Genomic DNA, 21,876 nt, shown 5'->3' with positions numbered 1-21,876 from the left:
TACTTTTCACGGATGAAAAGTAAGCAAAAATCCTTGTTGGTCTGACGATATATCCATATATCGCAGTCCAACGTAGCGGCATCCATGCCGCCCTCACGATAGCCAAGACCATCGCTTCCCCTTCTTTTAAAAGAGGGCTTATTTATTTCTTTTTAGCAAATGCGTTGTCTAAGTAGTCTTCAAACGCGTAGTAGTTAATGCGTTCATATAACTCTTTACGCGTTTGCATAATATCAACCACGTTCTTTTGTGTACCTTCTTTACGTAAGGTTTCATACACAGTTTCGGCTGCCTTGTTCATGGCACGGAAAGCAGAAAGCGGATAAAGCGCAAGACTTACATCGGCAGATGCCAACTCTTCAGTGGTAAACAGTGGTGTAGAACCAAACTCGGTAATGTTTGCCAAAATTGGTACGCCTGTCTTCTGAGCAAATTGCTTGTACATATCAAGCTCGGTAATTGCTTCAGGGAACAACATGTCTGCACCTGCCTCAATGTAGGCACCCGCACGGTCAATGGCAGCTTGTAAGCCTTCAACCGCTAACGCATCGGTACGCGCCATAATCACGAAACTGTCATCACCACGCGCATCGACCGCAGCTTTAATACGGTCAACCATTTCTTCTTGAGTCACAATGGCTTTGTTTGGACGGTGACCACAACGTTTTGCACCCACTTGGTCTTCAATGTGCATTGCCGCAGCACCAAACTTGATCAGTGATTTTGTAGTACGTGCAATGTTAAATGCAGAAGCACCAAAGCCTGTGTCCGCATCGACCAATAATGGAAGATCACATACATCAGTAATACGGCGTACGTCGGTCAACACATCATCAAGGTTACTGATTCCCAAATCAGGTAAGCCTAAAGAACCAGCTGCTACACCACCACCTGATAAGTAAATCGCTTTATAACCTGCACGTTTTGCCAAAAGTGCATGATTGGCATTGATGGTTCCCACCACTTGTAATGGCTTTTCTTGGGCTACGGCATCGCGAAATAGCTGACCTGCGGATTGTTTAGCCATTGTTATGTTCTCCTTGTGCTTGTAGCAGTGTTTGCTCAATAATTTTGTAAGAAGCATTGATATGTCGATGCATGAGCAGCTCGGCAAGTTCACCATCGCCTTCTGCAATTGCATCTAAAATACGAATATGTTCGTCCCAAGCTTTGCTTGGACGATCGGGTGTGTTTGAAAACTGAATTCGGTACATACGGATGAGATGATAAAGCTCATCACATAGCATTTTTTCTAGGGTTTTATTGCCACTACTTTTGATAATACAGTAGTGAAAATCGTCCTGCCCTTCTTGCAAGTAATATCCTTTACCTGCTTTAAAGTTTTCATCTTCGGCATGCATACGCAAAACATCACGTAGCGCCAGAATTTGCTTTTTATCAATATGCTGTGCCGCGAGTTTGCAAGCTAAACCTTCTAATGACGCACGAATCTGGTAAAGCTCTTTAAACTGTTGCAGTGAGAGCGAAACCACGCGCGCGCCCACATGTGCGGTACGCTCAACCAAACGTTGCCCTTCAAGGCGATGAATCGCTTCACGCAATGGCCCACGGCTAATACCATAAGTACGTGCCAGTTCAGGCTCGGAAATTTTGCTACCTGCCGGAATTTGACCCAAAACAATCGCCGTCTGTATTTGCTTAAATACATGCTCGGTCAGTGTTCTTCCCTGACTTTGTAATGGCTCTGGTGCGTAGGTCAAATCTTGCATATTGTCGACAATTTTTAATCAATTATGAGTTTTATAGCGAGATGAATGAAAAAAATCAAGGTGATTGTTGACACTTTTCAGAACGCATCAGGTCAATTTTTATAGCCTGACCGCTTATATCACCTTATATTTAAACAATTAAACCACTTGCCAATTAATATATATAAAACAGTTACTTAATATTAATTTACCTATAGATTTATGGCACTTTTTTAGTTGCTTTTCGGCCTCTAATCTTTTGTTTCAAACTTTAGTCTACAACCAATGTATTACAGCAAGATTGTAGACAATCTGCTTGAATGAAAGCATGAGTTAGAAATTAGTTTCTATTTACCGTAATTTCTTTTAAATCTTTTTATCATTTTCATCCAGAAAATATCGATATTAGTGAAATTATCAGGTGCTTCACGGTAGCTTTATTGATACATTATTGAGCATCGACATAGTTGTAGCGTATTTTTCGAGACAGAAAAAACCCAGCACTATGCATATTGTTGAATGAAAGGACTTTTTTGATGTTTCAACATATCCCCCCATACGCAGGCGATCCAATTCTCTCTTTAATGGAACAGTTCAATGCTGATACTCGTTCTGAAAAAGTAAACTTGAGTATTGGTCTTTATTATAACGAAGACAGCATTGTTCCTCAGTTAGAGACCATTATCGAAGCGCAAAAGCGTATTGAGCCTAAGAACGGTAAAACCAAACTTTATTTGCCAATGGAAGGCTTCAAACCTTACCGTGAAGCAATTCAAGCACTTTTATTTGGTGCAAACAGCCCAGCAGTTAAAGCTGGCCGTGCTGTAACCATCCAAACGCTTGGTGGTTCAGGTGCATTGAAAGTTGGTGCAGATTTCTTAAAAACTTATTTCCCAAATTCAGACGTTTGGGTAAGCCAACCAACTTGGGATAACCACGTTGCGATTTTCAATGGCGCTGGCATCAAAACTCATTTCTACCCATATTTCGATGCAGAAACGCGTGGTGTAGATTTTGACGGTATGTTGTCTACACTTAAAACTTTGCCTGAGCAAAGCATTGTGTTATTGCACCCATGCTGCCATAACCCAACGGGTGCTGACTTAAACCCAGCGCAATGGGACCAAGTAATTGCAGTATTAAAAGATCGTAACCTTATTCCATTCCTAGACATCGCTTACCAAGGTTTTGGTGACGGTATGGAAGAAGATGCATATGCAATCCGTGCTTTAGACCAAGCAGGTCTAAACTTCATTGTGAGCAACTCGTTCTCTAAAATCTTCTCTTTATATGGCGAACGCGTTGGCGGCTTAACTTTCGTATGTGACGATGCAGAAGCTGCTCAGTGCACATTCGGTCAGTTAAAAGCGACTGTACGCCGTATTTACTCTAGCCCTCCTACAACAGGTGCTTGGTTAGTTGATGAAGTGTTAAATGACGCTGAACTTAACCAACAATGGCAAGGCGAAGTGAGAGAGATGCGTGAGCGTATTATTAAAATGCGTAGCATCTTGAAAGACGAACTTACTAAAGCATTACCAGACCGCGACTTTAGCTACCTTGTAAACCAAAAAGGTATGTTCAGCTACACAGGTTTAACTGCTGAACAGGTTGATATCTTGCGTGAAGAATATGCAATCTACTTAGTACGTAGTGGCCGTATTTGTGTAGCAGGTTTAAACATGAACAATGTTTACACTGTTGCTAAAGCAATGGCTGAAGTGCTTGCTAAATCAGTAGAAGCAGCATAAGACATCTATAAAAAAAGGCGCTTCGGCGCCTTTTTTTATGTCTCGATATTAAGATTTAGCCTTACCCCAATATTTCAGTTTTGAGGTATGGCCAATACCCACATTAAAGCTATTGGTTGGGTCGAGTTTTTGATAGAAATTGGCTAATGCAGGTTTGGCAATGTAAAGATGCCCAACATTATGCTCTGCCGGATATTCAGCACGGCGCGCATCGAGTAATTTCCACATTTGATGTTCCATTTCTAACGGATCATTACCCTTTTTAAGAATATAGTCCTGATGGAACACATGACAAAAGAAATGCCCATAATAGAGTTTATGGATGATTTTCTTTTCCATCTCGGCTGGTAGTTGCTCTACCCATTCGCGGTCATTACGACGTAGCGCAATATCAAGCGCTACAATATCTTCAACTTCACTACGGTGCGTATCACGATAACGAATTGCCGCCCCCGCAATCGCAAAACGGTGTAAGAACGCCTTTCGACCTTCCTCTTCACTACATACGAAATAACTACCTGACTGATGCACAGTAAAATATTCTTTTAAAAATTGCTCTGTCTGTGCTTTCGAATTATTTTCGACACGTAAAACCAAATGGTGCTCATAACGGTCTCGATACTCGGTCATACGCTTAGGCAAATGACTCGGTAAAAAGAAGGTAATCGCCTGTAAAATCTGGTCTGTTAAGCCTTTAATTTTAAATTTTTCTAAAAAGCCATCGACTTTGTCTTTCATCGCGAAAGCTTTTGGAACATTGGCTGTACCAAACTTTTCAATAAATAAGAAAGTGTCTTTTCCGTACTTTTCACCAATCAAGTAAGCGTCACGGTGAATATATTCGCCTGCAATCGGTAGGCTTGGCAGAGAGGTCAGTAAGTAACGACGAATGGCCGTTAAATCATCAGCATCATTACTACCAATATAAAAAACACTGCTCTCTACTTTTTCATAGGTATCAAGGCGTACAGCAAACACACAGACTTTACCTGCCGAACCTGATGCTTCAAACAATCGTGACGGGTCTGCATTAAAACGAGCAGGTGTATCTTCATCGACCTGTTTCACATCATGTGCATAGCGATGATCTGATGCCTGCTTTTCACTATCATCTAAAATATCTACGGCTTGGTATTGCTGCTTCTCTAAACGAGTCAAAATTTCTTCGGGTGTCGAGCCTAAATTCACCCCTAAATGATTCACCAGCTCTAATTGACCAGCAGCATTGACCTGAGCATATAACGCCAGTTCAGTATACGCAGGTCCACGGCGTACCAGTGCACCACCAGAGTTATTACACACACCACCAAGTACCGATGCACCAATACAAGATGAACCAATTACCGAATGTGGCTCACGATCATAGCCCTTTAAAATTTGCTCTAAATTATCTAAGGTCGCCCCCGGTAAACAAATCACTTGCTTGCCGTCATGAATGACCTGAATGCCCTTTAATCGGCGGGGACTCATTACCAAAACAGGACGATCATAATCATCACCATACGGGGTTGAACCACCAGTGAGTCCTGTATTTGCTGCCTGCATAATCACAATACAGTCTGCCTCAATTGCAGCCTGCAACACTTGCCATTGCTCTAGCAAAGTCCCTGGTACAACCACTGCAAGCACTTTCCCCTCTCCAAAACGACGACCTTGACGATACTGACGCGTGCTTTGGTCATCGGTCAAAACATAAGAACGCCCTACAATATTTTGTAAACGTTCGATCACTGCTTGAGGAGAAAGTGTTTGCATGATGGTTTCCTTTTGGTCATCCCTACCACATAGTTTTTTAAAAATCAGAAAAGCTCAAGGGAGTTTTTCCATTTAGAACTAATATTTAAAGTAGCTAATTCCATTACTTTTGTTTTGGCAAAAGTAATCAAAACCATTGTCACTTACAGAACCTATTCGCTGTATCCATTTTTCAATTTATATTGCAAAAACAAAACTTTGCTCATACCACGCAGGCTGTAAGTGACGCTTAGCACTAGCAGCTAATCTCTAGGTGTTAGATTTAATTCAAATTGGCTACGCGTTGGCGGCAGGGATGCCGCCGTTTCGATGCGGTAGCAAGGACGTACCGTCATCGAAACAAAGGTTTTTGGTTACTTTTAAAAAAAAGTAACGTCAATTAGCTACTTACATTGAACCTTTTCGGATAAGACTCCGTCGTGCCAATATCATCAAAGTTAATACGGAAACGTTAGAGCTTCATCGCCTGTACTAAACAATCCGCATTAATATCCGAAATCGACTTAGCACCCGTGAGCGTCATCGCAACACGCATTTCTTTATCAATCAAATCAAGCAAGTTTGAAACTCCTTGCCCACCTGCGGCTGCCAAGGCATACACAAACGCACGGCCAAGTAATACTGTATCGGCACCGAGCGCCAACATACGCACCACATCTAAACCATTACGAATGCCTGAGTCAGCCAAAATTGCTAGGTCACCTTTGACGGCATCAGCAATTGCAGGCAATGCACGAGCAGATGACATCACGCCATCTAACTGACGACCGCCGTGATTCGATACCACAATACCATCTGCACCAAAACGCACAGCATCTTTGGCATCTTCAGGGTCTAAAATACCTTTAATCACCATTGGACCATCCCAAAACTCACGGATCCACTCAAGATCTTTCCATGAAATTGATGGGTCAAAGTTCGAGCCTACCCAGCCAATATAGTCTTCAAGCCCAGTCGGTTTGCCTAAATATTTAGAGATATTACCCAAGTCGTGCGGGCGTCCCATTAAGCCCACATTCCATGACCAATGCGGATGAAATACTGACTGCATATAACGGCGCATCGCAGCATTTGGCCCACTCATACCCGAATGTGCATCACGGTAACGTGCACCAGGCACAGGCATATCTACGGTAAACACCAGTGTTGAGCAGCCTGCTGCTTTTGCACGTTCCAAAGCATTACGCATAAACCCACGGTCACGTAATACATAAAGCTGGAACCACATTGGGCGATTAATTGCAGGTGCAACTTCTTCAATCGGACAAACAGAAACTGTTGAAAGCGTAAATGGGATGCCCTTTTTATCGGCAGCCATCGCGGCCTGCACTTCACCGCGGCGTGCATACATACCTGTTAAACCTACAGGCGCCAAAGCAACTGGCATCGACAGCGTTTCATTAAACAGTTTTGTCTCTAAACTTAACGCTGACATGTCGTTGAGCACACGTTGACGCAATGCAATTTCTGACAAATCTTGTACGTTACGCTTTAAGGTATATTCCGAATACGCTCCACCATCGATGTAGTGAAATAAAAATGGAGGTAAGCGACGTTGTGCAGCAGCACGATAATCATTGCCAGAAGATATAATCATTTTGAATCAACTCTATTTAAACGATTTGCACGTTTCTGGCGAGCTTCATCTTCATCCAGAGAACGCACATGATTAATCACAAATTCAATATGACCGCAGACAGCTTGGCGTGCGGCCTCGGGATCTTTACGATCAATAGCATCCATCACCTGAAAATGCTGCTCGCTGAGCAAGTCACCATTGACAGGGTCGTTATAAACTTTCTTACGCCCTAACAAGACGTTGTATTGCAGCAAATCAAACAAGCTACGCATCATTTGAATCAGCACCACATTGTGAGATGCTTCGGCAATTGCTAAGTGGAATTCAGCATCTGCCACCGCGGCCTGTGCTGAGTCACCCGCATTTTGGTGACGGCTAATTTCATTAAAATAATGATGAATTTTGGCTCGATCTTCAGGCGTTGAACGTAATGCGGCATACCAAGCAGTGCCACCTTCAAGTAATAACCGCGCCTCTTGCACATCAAAACGGTATAACGGATCTTCTTCAATCAAGTTACTAATTGGGTTCACAATGAGTTGCTGTGGCCACTGTTCAGGTAACTGCTGAATATAAGTCCCATCGCCACGGCGGCTAATCAGTACACCTTGACTATTGAGCTGTTGAATGGCTTCACGCAAAGACGGACGAGAAACTCCCAAGCTAGTTGCAAGCTGGCGTTCGGCAGGCAAACGGTCACCTTTTTTCATGTGACGCTCTTCAATTAATGCCTGCAATTTCATGACCACTTGATCGGAGATTCTCATCGCGTTTCCTTCACTGGAGTTATGGAATCATCCACGGAACCAGATAAGCCTGAACCGTAATAATGATGCCAACAAAGACAGTGAATATGATGCTATGTTTTACCGTGAAACGGAACAAGTCAGACTCTTTTCCAACTAAGCCTACTGCGGCACAAGCAATCGCAATCGACTGCGGAGAAATCATCTTACCAGTCACACCACCGCTGGTATTGGCAGCAACCAATAACACTTCCGGAATACCAATTTGCTGTGCTGTAGTTGCCTGTAGTGCCGAGAACAAAGCATTTGAAGAGGTGTCTGAACCTGTAAGGAACACACCAAGCCAACCCAGAAATGGCGAGAAGAAAGTAAACGCATGCCCTGTATGTGCTAGAGCTAAAGCTAAAGTTGCAGATAAACCTGAATAGTTCGCAATAAAAGCAAATGCCAACACCATACCAATCGAGTAAATCGGTGTTTTCAACTCATTGAGCGTTTCACCGAAGGTTGTTACTGCCTCGCTTGCTTTCATTTTTAAGAAAATAACTGTGATGATCGCAGCAATAAAAATTGCAGTACCTGTTGCAGAGAACCAATCAAACTTATAAATCGCTTCGTATGGTTTCATCTCGGACACAATTGGCGGCATTTTTTCGACCAATTTATGTAAGTACGGCACTTCAAGTTTAAAAATCCAATGTTCAAGAGCCCCATCTTTTGCAAATAATGCTTTAAATGGCTTAACACTCCAGATCGTGACCATTATCGTTAAAATAGCAAATGGAGACCATGCCTTTGCAATTTTCCCAATGCTATAATGTTGAACTGTTGTAGGTTGCTGAGTCAAAGTCTGACCCGCTTCAGGTTCAAAACGGAAAATATGTTTTGGTTTCCACACACGGAATAACAAAGTCAGGCTGACCAATGAAGCAATTGCTGCGGTAATGTCTGGTAACTCAGGACCAATGAAGTTAGAGGTGAGATATTGGGCAATCGCAAACGAACCACCACCGACCAACACCGCAGGCCAAGTTTCCTTTACACCGCGCCAGCCATCCATAATCGCCATAATCCAGAACAGCACAATTAGCGTTAAAAATGGCAACTGACGCCCCACCATCTGGCTGATTTCCATAGTGTCTACACCTGACACCTGCCCAGCCACAATAATTGGAATACCCATTGCACCGAACGCAACTGGTGCTGTATTTACGATCAAGCATAAACCAGCAGCATAAAGTGGTTTAAAGCCTAAACCGACAAGTAGTGCAGCGGTAATTGCAACAGGAGCACCAAAGCCCGCCGCCCCCTCAAGGAAAGTACCAAATGCAAAACCAACCAGTAACATTTGCAGACGTTGGTCTTCAGTAATCGACAAAATACTTGAACGGATAACTTCAAACTGGCCTGTTTTTACCGAAATCTTGTATAGAAACACTGCCCCGATAATGATCCACGAAATTGGCCATAGACCATAGAAGAAACCATAGATAATGGATGCGAAGGCCATTTGACCCGGCATTTGATAGAAAAAGAGAGCAATCAATAATGCAATAATGACTGTGCCCGTACCCGCGATACTGCCTTTTAAACGAAAAACAGCCAATGCCAAAAAGAAGAATATAATCGGGATTAACGCAACCGCACTGGACAGCCAAATATTATTTAAAGGGTCATAAAGTTGTTGCCACATATTGAGCATTGTCATCTCCTTGAAATGCCGGGGCGAATTTTTTTACCTTAAACTTTTAAACATTCAACACAATTGGTATGACCAATTAAAATTTAAGTGCAAATGTTATTCCTTAAACCGCAGATCGCATCATAAACACAGATATTGGCAAGATCAACAATTAAATAATCACCATAATTGGTATGACCAATAGTATTAAGTAAAATCAAGTAATTTCTAATTTATAAATTTATTTATTAGACTAAAGTCGTAAAAATACTTTCTTATAAACTTAAATATGAACTACAGAAATGGAATGAAAAATTTGAATATAAAACTATAAACATACCTGATTCATGATCTATGTATAATGTGCACACAACTCAAACCACATGTATTGAATTGAATAATGACTACTTTAACGTGTTTTAAAGCTTATGATATCCGAGGCAAGCTCGGCACCGAATTGAATGAAGAAATCGCCTATAAAATTGGCCGCGCTTACGGACAAATCTATAAACCAAAGACTGTGGTTGTAGGATGTGATATTCGTCTAAGCAGTGAAGCCTTAAAGCAAGCGATCATCCGCGGGTTAAATGATGCGGGAGTGGACGTTCTTGATTTGGGCATGACGGGGACTGAAGAAGTTTACTTTGCTGCTTTCCATCTCGATGTACAAGGTGGTATAGAAGTTACTGCAAGTCATAATCCAATGGACTATAACGGTATGAAATTGGTTCGCGAAAATGCTCGTCCAATTAGTGCCGATACTGGTTTAAAAGAAATTCAGGCTTTAGCAGAAACTAATAACTTTGAAGAAGTTAGCCAAAAAGGTACAACGCAAAGCTATAACATTTTGCCTGAGTTCGTTGATCACTTAATTACTTATATTGAACCTGCAAAAATCCGTCCATTAAAGTTAGTGGTAAACGCGGGTAATGGTGCAGCTGGTCATGTGATTGATGCCATTGAAGAAAAATTTAAAGCGCTTAATGTACCAGTTGAATTTATTAAAATTCATCATGAAGCAGATGGTACTTTCCCAAATGGTATCCCCAACCCAATTTTAATTGAAAACCGTGACAGTACCCGAAATGCTGTTCTTGAGCATAAAGCAGATATGGGTATTGCATGGGACGGCGACTTTGACCGCTGTTTCTTGTTCGATGAAAAAGGTCAGTTTATTGAAGGCTACTATATTGTGGGTCTATTGGCTCAAGCTTTCTTGATTAAACAATCAGGCGAAAAAATTGTGCATGACCCACGTTTAGTGTGGAACACGTTTGATATCGTAGATGAATACAAAGGTGTTGCTGTACAGTCAAAATCTGGTCACGCGTTCATTAAAGACGTTATGCGTGAACACAATGCCGTATATGGCGGCGAAATGAGTGCTCATCACTATTTCCGTGACTTTGCTTACTGTGACAGCGGTATGATTCCATGGTTACTCACCGTTGCCTTGCTTTCTGAAACAGGACAATCACTTTCAACACTCGTTGAAAATATGATTACCAAGTTTCCTTGTAGTGGTGAAATCAACTTTAAAGTAACTGATACACAAACTACGATTCAAAAGATTTTTGATTTCTATGCTGCTCAAAATCCGGAAATTGACCGTACCGATGGTGTAAGCCTCGACTTTGGTGCGTGGCGTTTTAATGTCCGTGCTTCAAACACCGAGCCTTTGTTACGTCTTAATATTGAAAGCCGTGCAGACCGCCAAGCTCAGCCAATGCAACATTATGTAGATGAATTGACTGGATTAATTCAGTCTTAATAGAGTTCATCTCAAAGAGATGGAACATTATTGTTCCATCTCTTTTTGGTTATTCTGCATAATTTTATAAGTATGATTATGTCCATCTAATACATCCTTATTTAGATTTTCATAACCTTTTAACAGCGCTTTCTTATCAAAATTACACGTTGGATTTTCATTGATAAATTTTTGGTGAATGGCACTATAACAACTCGAAACATCATCAACAAATTGATAGTAATCTGATAAAGGTAACCCTGCTAACTTTAATAGTTTTGGAGCAACGAAACTTGCGGCAATATAAGGTTGCTTCAAAGGCTTCTTGTCTAATTTATAATTGCTCCACACGACAAAAGGTGTCTGGTAATTTTTTAAGTTAGTTCGCTCAGGATCATCTTTAAAAAATCCATAACTCTCATAAACCTCTTGTAGATTCGGCAAATGATCGCCAAAAGCAATTAAAATTGTTGGTCGATCTACTGTCTTTAAATATTCAGCGAGCTCTTTTAGTTTTTGGTTAGCACGCGCAGTTCCAGCAGTATAAGTACTTAACTTTTGCTTTTCAGTCTCAGACAGCTCTTTGTTAAATTTATAATTTTGCTTACCAAAACGATCATCGTTATACATAGGATGATTTTCAACAGTAATCGCATAAATAAACTTTGGCTGTTGCTCGTTCTCTTCTAAAGTAGACTTAATCGAATCAAAAATAAGATCATCTGTGGCCCATCCACCTAAATTAAAGACTGTAGACCGATCTTTTTGGGCAATCATATTTTCAAGTGATATAAATTTATCAAACCCCAATGCTGGATATACCTTATTGCGATTATAGTAATAACCATAGTTATTATGCATTGCAATTGTTTGATAACCAATTGAATTTAAATAATAAGGTAATGCATAAATTGGCTTTTTCAGCTTAGAAACATATAACAACTCATTTGGGAAAAAAGTTGTATTGAGGCTCGTAAGGACTTCAAATTCAACATTCGCAGTACCTCCTCCAAAAGAAGGAGACAGTAAATTAGAGACCTGATTTTGTTGAACAAAAGATAGTAAGTCTTTTGGTAAACCACTATCTAAATGATGAGAATCCCAAAAAGATTCTTCCATCACGATAACAATGTTCGGATATTCCTTCTCATTGTCGTCTAAAGATTGAACCAAATGATGTTCCTGCAAAATCTGCTGTATCTCTTGCTCAGATACTTTACGGTTAGGTAATAAAACACTGGTTACATTATCCAATACCTTAGATACGTAAAAAGTCACAAACCCGTAATCTTGAATTTTTCGATAGTCGCCAATCCAGTCATTTCTCGTATTTGGAAATTCTTGTAAACTGGTACAAATCATAGGTTTATTTTCTGAAAAACACGCTCCTGTGGGATTTTTAATAAAATTTAAATAAATTAAGCCACTTGCAAGCAATGCAAAAATAATAATATTAGGAACATAGGTATGAAAAGTAGCTTTACTTTCTTTACGTATAGCGATAAGCAGTACAATAAGAAAGAAAATAATCAGCATAAAAAAGATGAGCTGTAAGTGCCAAGGAGTCGCTTTCATAGCCTCAGGAAGTAAAAAAATATCTTCAGGGCTTAAATTACTAAATAGATATTGTTGCTTCTTCTTATTAATAAAATTTAAAAATATAACGAATAATTGGCTTAAAAAAAGAGCCGTATACTTACGACCAACTACAATAAAAAATAGTTGAATTACGGCATAGTTAAATAGAATTGAAAAAATAGCTTTTTCTGAAATCAAATAGCTATAAAACTTATGCCAAGTCAGGTTCATATCCCATGCAACATATACACCGACAGAGGTGGATAAAAAGGCAATAAAGATAAACAACAATTGCTGACGGAGAAAAACCATGATGACAAAAAGAGACTAACAGAATTGTCGCGAATACTAGCATGAAAGTAGTCACTACAACTGTAGCCTCTTTTTAGAAAAGAGCTTTATCTCAATTCAAGAAAGGTAGGTAATTGATATTTAGAAAAATTAAATAATCAATTTTTATAACCCGTTGGATTCTGCTTTTGCCAATTCCAGCTATCCTTAAGCATATCTTCTAAACCGTATTGAGGTTTCCACCCCAACTCAGCAATAGCACGGGCATTATCTGCAAAAGAAGTCGCTACATCACCAGCTCTACGCGGTGCAAATTCAAAAGCAATAGCTACGCCATTAACTTGTTCAAAGGCATTCTTAACTTGTAAAACAGAAGAACCATTACCTGTGCCGATATTCCATGCACGGCATCCTTGCGCCTGTAAACGGTTATTGAGAGCGCATAAATGTGCATTAGCTAAGTCAACAACATGAATATAATCGCGTACACCTGTACCATCCACTGTATCGTAGTCATTGCCATAAATAGAAAGTTTTTCACGGCGGCCAACAGCAACTTGCGTAACATAGGGCATTAAGTTATTTGGAATACCATGCGGGTCTTCGCCAATACGTCCACTTTTATGTGCACCTACCGGGTTAAAATAACGAAGTAAAGCAATCGACCATTTAGAATTAGAAACAGACAATTTTTGTAATAATTGCTCAACAATTAATTTAGTGTAACCGTAATTATTACTAGGCATCCCTGTAGGCATTTCTTCATTTAGTGGTGAAGTATTGGCTTCATCATATACTGTTGCAGATGAGCTAAACACAAATGTATAAACACCTGCTTTCTCCATTGAGTTAACCAGTTGGATACTACCTGTAATATTATTATCAAAATAAATAAGGGGTTTTTCCTGACTTTCACCAACCGCTTTTAGACCTGCAAAATGAATAACTGCATCGATGGTATGATTTTGAAATACCTGATCAAGCTCATCTGCATTACGAATGTCACCCTCTACAAAAGTTAAACTTTTTTGAGTGAGTTCTTGAACTCTATTTAAAGCCTCTTCTGAACTATTTGAAAGATTGTCATAAACAATAACTTCATGGCCAGCATTCAAAAGCTCTACACAGGTATGTGAACCAATATAGCCAGCACCGCCAGTAACCAGAATTTTAGCCATCTATTTTTCCTAATAAAATTTTAATTAATCCACGCGTTGAAGCATCGAGTGTTGAAAGATCGTTTTGAACACCATTTAAAATCGGGAGTAACTGGTCAGCAATCTGCTTACCTTTTTCCACTCCCCACTGATCAAAGGGATTAATGTTCCAGATTACAGACTGAACAAATACTTTATGCTCATATAAAGCAATCAACATTCCTAAACTATAAGGATTAAGCTCTTTTAAAAGTAATGTTGAACTTGGCTGGTTTCCTTCATATTGCTTATAAATAGGCAAACTCTCCAGTTCTTTTGTATCTAGAGCTTCGTTACCAAAAGCCAATAAACGTGATTGTGCTAAACAGTTTGAAAGCGCAAGATGATGTTGCTCAACTAATGCTTCAGCATTTTCTACATAAGTAAAATGATCTGCATTGTAACGTTGTATAGGAGCAATAAAATCACAACTTACGGCCTGAGTTCCTTGATGGAGTAACTGATAAAATGCATGTTGGGCATTTGGCCCAACTTCACCCCATACAATTGGGCAAGTATCTAATTCAACTTTTTGTCCACCACGTTGTACCGATTTACCATTAGACTCCATTTCGAGCTGTTGCAAATAAGCTGCAAAATATTTTAAACGGCCATCATAAGGTAATACAGCATGGGTCTGAATATTTAAAAAGTTATTATTCCAGACACCTAATAATGCCATAAGCACAGGTATATTCTGCTCAAAACTTGTATTTTGGAAATGCTCATCAACAGCATGGGCACCAGCTAAAAGTTGTTGGAAACCTTCAACCCCAACTGACAATGCGATAGGGAGCCCAATACACGACCACAGAGAATAACGTCCACCAACCCAATCCCACAGTAATAATTGATTTTCAGGAGCAATCCCCCACTCTGACATTTTGTCAGCTTTTGTAGAAACACCAATAAAATGGCTTTTTACTACTCGTTCGTGCTTTCCTAATGCTTTTTCAAGCCACTGTCGAACTGTTTGAGCATTTGACAAAGTATCAATAGTACCAAACGACTTCGACGAAATAATAAATAAAGTCGTTTCTGGACGTAGTTGATGCAGGAGGTCCGATAACTGACTACCATCCATAGTCGATACAAAATGTACATTGAGTGGTTTAGCTGTTTTTACTTTAAAATCACACAATGCATGGGTCACCATTTGTGGCCCTAAATCAGATCCCCCTACCCCAATATTAACAACATCCTGAATGACTTCACCTGTAGCACCACGATATTGTCCAGCATGTATTTTCTCAACCAACGCATACATACGCTGCAATTGGCTATGAACCTTTTCAGTTAATTCCGGAAATTTAGAATATTCTAATGGTAAACGTAAAGCCCAATGCATTGCAGCACGCTGTTCGGTACAGTTGACTTTATCTTGAGAAAATAATCGTTCAATCCAGTGAGACAATTGTTTAGTTTTTGCTAAAGCCACCAATTGCTCTAATACACTTTTAGTTACACGATGCTTACTATAATCAAAAACCAGTTGATCAAACTTTACCGAGTAGCTCTGAAATCGATCAGGCTCTGATGCAAATAATTCTTTTATATGTAAATTTAAATTTTTCTCAACCAAAGAATGAAGCTGCGCGATAGGAGAAACTAGCTCTTTGGGAAACTTCTCGATAGATTTAATCATAATCGACCTACTCCTTCATAAGCAAAACCTTTAGATTTCACATATGCTGGATCATAAATATTACGCCCATCCAAAATAAGAGGATGCTGCATCAATTGTTGTAACTGTTTAAAGTCAGGACTCCAATACTGCTTCCATGCTGTAACTAAGCACAGTGCATGCACTCCTTCCGCTGCTTCATATTGATCAGCACATAAAATCAGGTCTTCTCGGCTGCCATATAAAGCCGCAATTTCATCAAGAGCTTGCGGATCATGTAACCGTACTTTTACACCTTGGGCCCATAAAGCAGCCAATAGGATATGAATAGGTGAGTTATGTGTACTTGGTGTGTTCTCTTTAAATGAAGCCCCCCAAATTGCAACCGTTTTTCCACTCAAGTCACAATGATAATAGTTCCATAATTTACGGAATAAAATTTCTTTTTGTTGTTCATTAATCGCCCATACTTGTTCTAGTAGACGGCTTTTTACACCTGTTTCAGAAACCGTACTGGAAAGTGTTAAAATATCATGTGAAAAGTTTTCACCGCCAAATCCAACACCTGCTGATAAATAAGCTGCGCCAATACGTGTATCTGCAGCAATGCCATGCTTTACATTAGCAATATCAATACCTAGTTTTTCGGCTACCATCGCTAAATCATTCATGTAGCTAATACGAGTTGCCAACATTCCGGAAATACTGAGTTTGGTAAATTCAGCATCTAAAATTGGCATAAATAAATACTGATAGCTAAAACGGAAAAAAGGACGCAATAACTCTTGCATTATGTCTTGAGCATAGCTTGATTCAACCCCAACAATGACATGTTTTACACTGAGAACGCTATTAATCGCATTACCCTCCTGAATCACGTCAGGGAAATAAACCCACTCGTCTTTAGATAAATGTTGCTTTAATTTCTCTGTACCATGTAAACCAAAAGTGGAACCATTCACCATTAACCTTGGATGAACAATTGGACGTTCACTTAACTTCTCAACTGTTTTTAAAGCTAGGTCTATTTGTGTTGGGCTAAAACAAAATAAATAAACTTCAACATCCAATGGGATTTCAGAAAAAGGACTTTCTGTTAAAAAACCTGCTTTTCGTTGTTTATTTAAATAATGATTAACTTCTTGATCTTGATATGAAAGTACAGATATATTCTCTTCACAGGTGACACTTGTACACCAATAGATCTGATTACCATATTCAGCTAGTAACGCTGCCATTACACCAGCGTGCAAGGTGGTTCCAAATACCGCGATTTTCATTGTACACCTGATTTTAATATTCTATAGAATTCTCTTCCCATTATGGGAAGAAAATATATTGAACAGCTCACATATTCATTATTTTTTACAAATACTTAAGTTGAGCTACAAAATTTATAATTTAAGTTCTTGAATCAACTGTTTAAAATCATTTCCTAATTTAGGATGCTCAACACCATAGTGTAGAACAGCTTTTAAATAACCAAGCTTACTACCACAGTCAAAGGTTTGCCCCTGCATACGATAGGCTTCCACTACATCAGTTTGTTGCAGCATAGCAATCGCATCTGTTAATTGAATTTCATTACCCGCACCTTTCGGTGTGTTTTCGAGTACTTGCATAATTCTTGCAGGTAAAACGTAGCGACCAACAACAGATAAATTAGACGGTGCAGAACCTACAGCAGGTTTTTCAACAATACCTTGCATAGCAATGCTTTCGCCTTCATTTGGACTTTGTGCAACATCAACAATACCATATTGATCTACCAAATGATCAGGCACAGCTTCTACCATTATCTGTGCCGCATTACTTTCATCATAACGAGAAATCATACGCGATAAATCATTCTGCCCCGAACTATCTTTCACCAATACATCTGGTAATAGCACAGCAAAATCATCTTGTCCTACTACACTTTTCGCACATAAAACAGCATGCCCTAAGCCTAGAGGTTGAGGTTGTCGTACACTCACAACACTCACATGAGAAGGAACAATTTGCGTAATCTCTGCAAGCAAATCCAATTTTTTCTTTTCAGTTAATATTGTTTCTAATTCAAAGTTTCGATCAAAATAATTTTCAATCGAAGCTTTTGAAGAGTGAGTCACTAAAATAATCTGTTCAATTCCCGCTTCAACCGCTTCACGCACCACATACTCAATAGCAGGACGATCAACAACAGTAACCATTTCTTTCGGAATAGACTTACTTGCGGGTAAAAAACGTGTACCTAAACCGGCCACTGGTAGAACTGCTTTTTTAATCATGCGGCTAACTTTATTTAACTAACAATTAATACTGTACTTCATCTTTTTTTGGAGAACCAGAAAAACGACTTGCCCCCACTAACTGATCTGGTGCGTTAATACCTTCTTTTTTCAACATAACCAGAACTGTTTTTACCATAATCTTAAAATCTAACCAGATATTATGATTCTCAACATATTCAACATCTAATTCGAATTTCTCTTCCCAGCTTAAATTATTTCGTCCACTGACTTGAGCCAAGCCTGTCATCCCAGGTCTGACCTCATGACGACGCATCTGTCTTGGAGTATAATGCTTCATAAAATCAGCAAGTTGAGGACGCGGTCCAACAATGCTCATGTCACCTTTTAAAACATTAATAAGCTGGGGCATTTCATCTAGAGTAGTAGAGCGCAATTTCTGCCCAAATGGCGTGATTCTTTCCTCATCAGGCAAAAGATTTCCATTCTTATCTAAAGCATCTTTCATTGAACGGAACTTAATCATTTTAAAAATTTTGCCGTCTTTGCCTGGTCTTTCTTGAAGAAAGAAAATAGGTGAACCTAAATTTTTTCTCACCTTATAACCCACTATTAAAAAAATAGGAGATAGAAGGAGTAAGGCTATTGTAGCAATGAAAATATCAACCAATCTTTTCATAAGAACTATTTAAACCCATGATTTCGAATAATCTATTATTTACTTTTTCAGCATCAAACTTTTGATGGGCCATTTTCATACTTTCTAGCCCCATAGGATTTATTTGAGTTGGTGTCTCGATAAAAAAGCACATTTTTTCTGCTAGAGCCTCGGCATCCCAACAAGGAACAATAAAGCCATTCACACCATCAACTACCGTTTCTCTACATCCTGGAACATCTGTTGTAATAACAGGACGTCCTATAGCCATAGCTTCTTGTGTACTTCTTGGTACGCCTTCTCTATAAGATGGAAGTACAAATACACTCGAGTTAGCAATCCAGTCTTTTACATTAGAAACATGACCAGGATATTCAAACAAACCCTCTGCGATCAGTTCATCTAGCTGAGACTTCGACAATGCTCCCATATTCTGCGAGTCTAAACCACCCAATATTGTAAATTTTGTGTTAGGAAATTTATGTTTTACGATTTTAATTGCATCAATAAATTCAAATATACCTTTTTCTTTTAACAAACGGCCAATAAATAAAAAATTTACAGGATCTACTGGAGCAGGACTATAACTGTAATCTTGCAAGTCTAAACCGATACCACCCAGAATATGTACCTTTTTGACTGGTAGAGTATATGTATGTATAAGATCTTTTTCATCATCAGGATTTAAAAAAATCATATCATCCAATCTTGGGAAGGCTAAACGATATAATAAAACCTGAATATTACGAATAAGTTTCGTTTTACCGCTTTGACCTTCCGGTTGGGCTGTAAAAGTGTATCCGAGCCCTTCAAGCATACCAACAATATGGGGAACCTTTGCAAAGCTTGCGGCCAATGTCCCATAAATCACAGGTTTGGCAAAATATGAAAAAACGATATCTGGCTTAATTTTTTTTATTTTATGAGTGAGTTGATATGTGGATACAATATCAGCAAAAGGATTTAACCCTCCCCGACTTAATTGATAAGTAACAGGTTCAGCACCTAAGGCTTTAATTTTTTCTAAACAGTCTTCAGTATATTCAGAAGTGAAAGCATATACTTGATGGCCATTCGCTACGAGAGATCGTATTAAATCAGCACGAAATCCATAGAAACTTGAGCCAGTGGTACCAATAAGAGCGATTTTTTTATTTTGCATAAATACTTAACCACTGATTTACAATATTATCGAGATTAAATTTTTCATTAATATACTTCATTGCTTGAATATTATTTTGAGTTATCTCCTCTCCACTTAATTGACTTGCAGTTAAAAATGCACTTGCTAGTTTATCTTTTTCTTGAGAACTAACTAATAAACCCGTTCCACCCATCACTTCAGACACACCACCGCAGTCGGTTGCGATTACAAAGTTATTGCAAGCCATTGCTTCAGCAACTACTAGCCCAAAACCTTCATAAACCGACGATAGAACAAAATAATCTGATGCACACATTAAAGCAGGAATATCATCTCTACGACCTAATAAAATAACCTTTTCTTCGAGCTGATATTTTTCAATTAACTCCTCAATAATAGAACGGAGTTCTCCATCACCAGCAATATATAATTTAGCACCAATACTATCTTTCGTATTAGAAATAGTATGTACGAACTCTGCAAAAGCATTAATTAATAAAGGATAGTTTTTAGCTTCATGAAAACGTCCTACTGCTAGAAACATTAATGTATTATCTTCTATTTTTAATAATTTTCTAGTTCGAATACGAACCTGTTCTGAGTAATTAAATTTTTTAAGATCAATACCATTGTAAACAGTAAAAATAGCACCTTTAGGAACAGCTCTAAAACTTTCAAAGCTTTCACATGCCTGTTGACTTACATTTGTAGTCATATCTGCTAAACCATGTGTTAACCTATATGCAAGCATTCTTAAGCGCCCACCCTCATTATTACTATGAGCAGTGCAAATTAAACGAGGAAAAGATATATATTTACGAGCTAATCTCGCAAATATATTTGCATGTACCATATGTGCATGCACAACGTCAGGTTTAAAATTTTCAATAATAGTTTTAAAGTTTTTAAAAGCACTACCAAACTGTGTTATTTTACTTAATTCCAAACAAATTAATTCAATGTTAGCAGACTGCGGCTTAACAATTGCTTCACCCTTTAAATAAGCTATTTTTACATGATGCCCTCGTGAATGCATGTGATCAGCAAGGTCAACTACTACTTTTTCAGCACCGCCTCCGCCAAGACCTGTTATCAAGTACAATATATTCATTATATATACTCTAAAATATAACGTAATAAGTAATTCTGATATGGCAACCATGCATGAGACCATGCTCCAAAATTCAGCCAGATATATAGCATTAATGAATTAAAGAAAATAACTGTTAAAACCATAATTTTTCGACTATTAACAGAAATATTTGAAAATAAATATGAAAAAACTAATATATCAAAAATAATTAAATACAAATTAAATCTATCTGCTAAAGTAGAAAATGGTATTGCAAGTAAAAATACAAATATGATTAGCAAAGACATATAATCAAAAATACGATAATTATTAAAACTATTAACAATTTTTTTACGATATAAAAGATAAAAAAACAATGCTAAAAAATGAACAACAACCCTAAATATAGCTCCTGCAGAAGAAACTTCACTATTTTGATTAGTATAAATATTATCACCACTCAATGAAGAATAATAAACCAAACCACTCATAGTGAGAAAAGAGAAAAGAGAATAAAAAGAAAAAAACAAAGTTGAATTAAAATATTTTAAGTTAAGCAATAAAGGTAAAAACATAAATACAATTATCGCAGACTTATGAAATAAAATAGCCAAAAAAGAGAATATATAAAATTTTCTAATATCTCGCTCTAAACCATATAATATGGCAAAAGAAACAAAAGCGATTGCTACAGATTGCCTAGTATATCCCATTGAAACAACTAAAATTAAGTATGGAAATGCCACTAAAATAGGAATCCAGTAATTTTCAATCTTTTTAGAAAATTTATAAAAAAAAGAATAGAAAAAAATTGAACAAATAGCGTTCACAAATATTATACTTTTAAAGTCTAGAAGCTGGCCAATATAATTTAATAAACCGTAAGCTGGTTCCGTAATGGTTAAAGCCTCAATTATATTTACGCCTTTAAAATAATCATAAATATTTAAATAATTTTCCCAATCTCCACCAACCTCATATCTTAAACCAGTCATTAGACAAAGAAAGGCTAAAAAAACAATATACAAAACTTTAGCTTCTGGCTTCGGAGACGAAAACATTGAAAATATAGATATTAGAAACCAAACAGTGTAATAAAATGCCATATATA

At 38.3% G+C, this 21,876-nt stretch carries 17 protein-coding genes and 1 pseudogene; 3 read left to right on the top strand and 15 right to left on the bottom strand.

Going from position 1 to position 21,876, the window contains the following annotated elements; all coding sequences use genetic code 11:
• Window positions 1-142: 142 nt before the first annotated feature.
• Together prpB and J678_RS19185 are read right to left on the bottom strand one after the other, a co-directional pair.
• Window positions 143-1,027 carry a methylisocitrate lyase gene (prpB, locus tag J678_RS19190; RefSeq protein ID WP_001118924.1) on the bottom strand — a complete coding sequence of 295 codons (885 nt, stop codon included), beginning with the start codon at window positions 1,025-1,027 and terminating at the stop codon, window positions 143-145.
• Window positions 1,020-1,730 carry a GntR family transcriptional regulator gene (locus J678_RS19185; RefSeq protein ID WP_002050495.1) on the bottom strand — a complete coding sequence of 237 codons (711 nt, stop codon included), beginning with the start codon at window positions 1,728-1,730 and terminating at the stop codon, window positions 1,020-1,022. Before J678_RS19185 ends, prpB begins: the two co-directional genes overlap by 8 nt.
• Before the next feature lie 45 nt (window positions 1,731-1,775).
• Here J678_RS19185 and J678_RS23320 point away from each other — a divergent pair.
• Window positions 1,776-1,910: pseudogene (locus J678_RS23320) on the top strand (hypothetical protein).
• Window positions 1,911-2,245: 335 nt separating this feature from the next.
• Window positions 2,246-3,460, top strand: a complete 1,215-nt coding sequence (locus tag J678_RS19180) for an aromatic amino acid transaminase (protein WP_031956250.1) — start codon at window positions 2,246-2,248, stop codon at window positions 3,458-3,460.
• Window positions 3,461-3,508: 48 nt separating this feature from the next.
• Here the strand turns inward: J678_RS19180 and dld are convergent, their stop codons facing one another.
• From dld to lldP, 4 genes are all read right to left on the bottom strand, one after another.
• Window positions 3,509-5,215 (bottom strand): D-lactate dehydrogenase, encoded by a 1,707-nt coding sequence (dld, locus tag J678_RS19175; RefSeq protein ID WP_032027449.1) that lies wholly within the window; start codon window positions 5,213-5,215, stop codon window positions 3,509-3,511.
• 451 nt (window positions 5,216-5,666) lie between these two features.
• Window positions 5,667-6,812 (bottom strand): FMN-dependent L-lactate dehydrogenase LldD, encoded by a 1,146-nt coding sequence (gene lldD / locus J678_RS19170; protein ID WP_031956251.1) that lies wholly within the window; start codon window positions 6,810-6,812, stop codon window positions 5,667-5,669.
• A complete protein-coding gene (lldR, locus tag J678_RS19165; protein WP_004711163.1) occupies window positions 6,809-7,561 on the bottom strand; it encodes a transcriptional regulator LldR in 753 nt (250 codons plus the stop codon). The genes lldD and lldR overlap by 4 nt, the downstream gene beginning before the upstream one ends.
• 19 nt (window positions 7,562-7,580) lie before the next feature.
• A complete protein-coding gene (gene lldP, locus J678_RS19160; protein ID WP_170832356.1) occupies window positions 7,581-9,248 on the bottom strand; it encodes an L-lactate permease in 1,668 nt (555 codons plus the stop codon).
• A gap of 373 nt (window positions 9,249-9,621) precedes the next feature.
• Here lldP and J678_RS19155 point away from each other — a divergent pair, with 373 nt between their 5' ends.
• A complete protein-coding gene (locus J678_RS19155) occupies window positions 9,622-10,992 on the top strand; it encodes a phosphomannomutase/phosphoglucomutase (protein WP_006582357.1) in 1,371 nt (456 codons plus the stop codon).
• 27 nt (window positions 10,993-11,019) lie between these two features.
• Here J678_RS19155 and J678_RS19150 read toward each other — a convergent pair whose 3' ends face one another.
• From J678_RS19150 to J678_RS19115, 9 genes are all read right to left on the bottom strand, one after another.
• On the bottom strand, window positions 11,020-12,861 hold the full coding sequence (locus J678_RS19150; RefSeq protein WP_031956252.1) for an LTA synthase family protein: 1,842 nt from the start codon (window positions 12,859-12,861) through the stop codon (window positions 11,020-11,022).
• A 137-nt stretch (window positions 12,862-12,998) separates the two neighbouring features.
• The gene (gene galE / locus J678_RS19145) at window positions 12,999-14,018 is read right to left on the bottom strand and encodes a UDP-glucose 4-epimerase GalE (RefSeq protein ID WP_031956253.1); all 1,020 of its coding nucleotides are present in this window, start codon (window positions 14,016-14,018) and stop codon (window positions 12,999-13,001) included.
• Window positions 14,011-15,681, bottom strand: a complete 1,671-nt coding sequence (pgi, locus tag J678_RS19140; RefSeq protein WP_031956254.1) for a glucose-6-phosphate isomerase — start codon at window positions 15,679-15,681, stop codon at window positions 14,011-14,013. The genes galE and pgi overlap by 8 nt, the downstream gene beginning before the upstream one ends.
• On the bottom strand, window positions 15,678-16,940 hold the full coding sequence (locus J678_RS19135; RefSeq protein WP_031956255.1) for a nucleotide sugar dehydrogenase: 1,263 nt from the start codon (window positions 16,938-16,940) through the stop codon (window positions 15,678-15,680). Before J678_RS19135 ends, pgi begins: the two co-directional genes overlap by 4 nt.
• A 114-nt stretch (window positions 16,941-17,054) precedes the next feature.
• A complete protein-coding gene (galU, locus tag J678_RS19130; protein ID WP_031956256.1) occupies window positions 17,055-17,930 on the bottom strand; it encodes a UTP--glucose-1-phosphate uridylyltransferase GalU in 876 nt (291 codons plus the stop codon).
• 25 nt (window positions 17,931-17,955) lie between these two features.
• On the bottom strand, window positions 17,956-18,570 hold the full coding sequence (locus tag J678_RS0104515; protein ID WP_000826952.1) for a sugar transferase: 615 nt from the start codon (window positions 18,568-18,570) through the stop codon (window positions 17,956-17,958).
• Window positions 18,554-19,711: a glycosyltransferase family 4 protein gene (locus tag J678_RS19125; RefSeq protein WP_031956258.1), complete on the bottom strand. Its 1,158-nt coding sequence runs from the start codon at window positions 19,709-19,711 to the stop codon at window positions 18,554-18,556. Before J678_RS19125 ends, J678_RS0104515 begins: the two co-directional genes overlap by 17 nt.
• Window positions 19,701-20,804, bottom strand: a complete 1,104-nt coding sequence (locus tag J678_RS19120; protein WP_031956260.1) for a glycosyltransferase — start codon at window positions 20,802-20,804, stop codon at window positions 19,701-19,703. Before J678_RS19120 ends, J678_RS19125 begins: the two co-directional genes overlap by 11 nt.
• On the bottom strand, window positions 20,804-21,871 hold the full coding sequence (locus J678_RS19115; RefSeq protein WP_031956261.1) for an EpsG family protein: 1,068 nt from the start codon (window positions 21,869-21,871) through the stop codon (window positions 20,804-20,806). Before J678_RS19115 ends, J678_RS19120 begins: the two co-directional genes overlap by 1 nt.
• Between the last annotated feature and the right edge of the window lie 5 nt (window positions 21,872-21,876).

The sequence above is a fragment of the Acinetobacter sp. 1424608 genome, from assembly GCF_000588255.1.
Classification (GTDB): domain Bacteria; phylum Pseudomonadota; class Gammaproteobacteria; order Pseudomonadales; family Moraxellaceae; genus Acinetobacter; species Acinetobacter nosocomialis.
This window is presented reverse-complemented; position numbering and strand designations above follow the sequence as displayed.

Excerpts from the sequence above, each read along its gene's own strand:
- prpB (WP_001118924.1), bottom strand. The coding sequence starts at position 1,027 with ATGGCTAAACAATCCGCAGGTCAGCTATTTCGCGATGCCGTAGCCCAA.
- J678_RS19185 (WP_002050495.1), bottom strand. The coding sequence starts at position 1,730 with ATGCAAGATTTGACCTACGCACCAGAGCCATTACAAAGTCAGGGAAGA.
- J678_RS19180 (WP_031956250.1), top strand. The coding sequence starts at position 2,246 with ATGTTTCAACATATCCCCCCATACGCAGGCGATCCAATTCTCTCTTTA.
- dld (WP_032027449.1), bottom strand. The coding sequence starts at position 5,215 with ATGCAAACACTTTCTCCTCAAGCAGTGATCGAACGTTTACAAAATATT.
- lldD (WP_031956251.1), bottom strand. The coding sequence starts at position 6,812 with ATGATTATATCTTCTGGCAATGATTATCGTGCTGCTGCACAACGTCGC.
- lldR (WP_004711163.1), bottom strand. The coding sequence starts at position 7,561 with ATGAGAATCTCCGATCAAGTGGTCATGAAATTGCAGGCATTAATTGAA.
- lldP (WP_170832356.1), bottom strand. The coding sequence starts at position 9,248 with ATGACAATGCTCAATATGTGGCAACAACTTTATGACCCTTTAAATAAT.
- J678_RS19155 (WP_006582357.1), top strand. The coding sequence starts at position 9,622 with ATGACTACTTTAACGTGTTTTAAAGCTTATGATATCCGAGGCAAGCTC.
- J678_RS19150 (WP_031956252.1), bottom strand. The coding sequence starts at position 12,861 with ATGGTTTTTCTCCGTCAGCAATTGTTGTTTATCTTTATTGCCTTTTTA.
- galE (WP_031956253.1), bottom strand. The coding sequence starts at position 14,018 with ATGGCTAAAATTCTGGTTACTGGCGGTGCTGGCTATATTGGTTCACAT.
- pgi (WP_031956254.1), bottom strand. The coding sequence starts at position 15,681 with ATGATTAAATCTATCGAGAAGTTTCCCAAAGAGCTAGTTTCTCCTATC.
- J678_RS19135 (WP_031956255.1), bottom strand. The coding sequence starts at position 16,940 with ATGAAAATCGCGGTATTTGGAACCACCTTGCACGCTGGTGTAATGGCA.
- galU (WP_031956256.1), bottom strand. The coding sequence starts at position 17,930 with ATGATTAAAAAAGCAGTTCTACCAGTGGCCGGTTTAGGTACACGTTTT.
- J678_RS0104515 (WP_000826952.1), bottom strand. The coding sequence starts at position 18,570 with ATGAAAAGATTGGTTGATATTTTCATTGCTACAATAGCCTTACTCCTT.
- J678_RS19125 (WP_031956258.1), bottom strand. The coding sequence starts at position 19,711 with ATGCAAAATAAAAAAATCGCTCTTATTGGTACCACTGGCTCAAGTTTC.
- J678_RS19120 (WP_031956260.1), bottom strand. The coding sequence starts at position 20,804 with ATGAATATATTGTACTTGATAACAGGTCTTGGCGGAGGCGGTGCTGAA.
- J678_RS19115 (WP_031956261.1), bottom strand. The coding sequence starts at position 21,871 with ATGGCATTTTATTACACTGTTTGGTTTCTAATATCTATATTTTCAATG.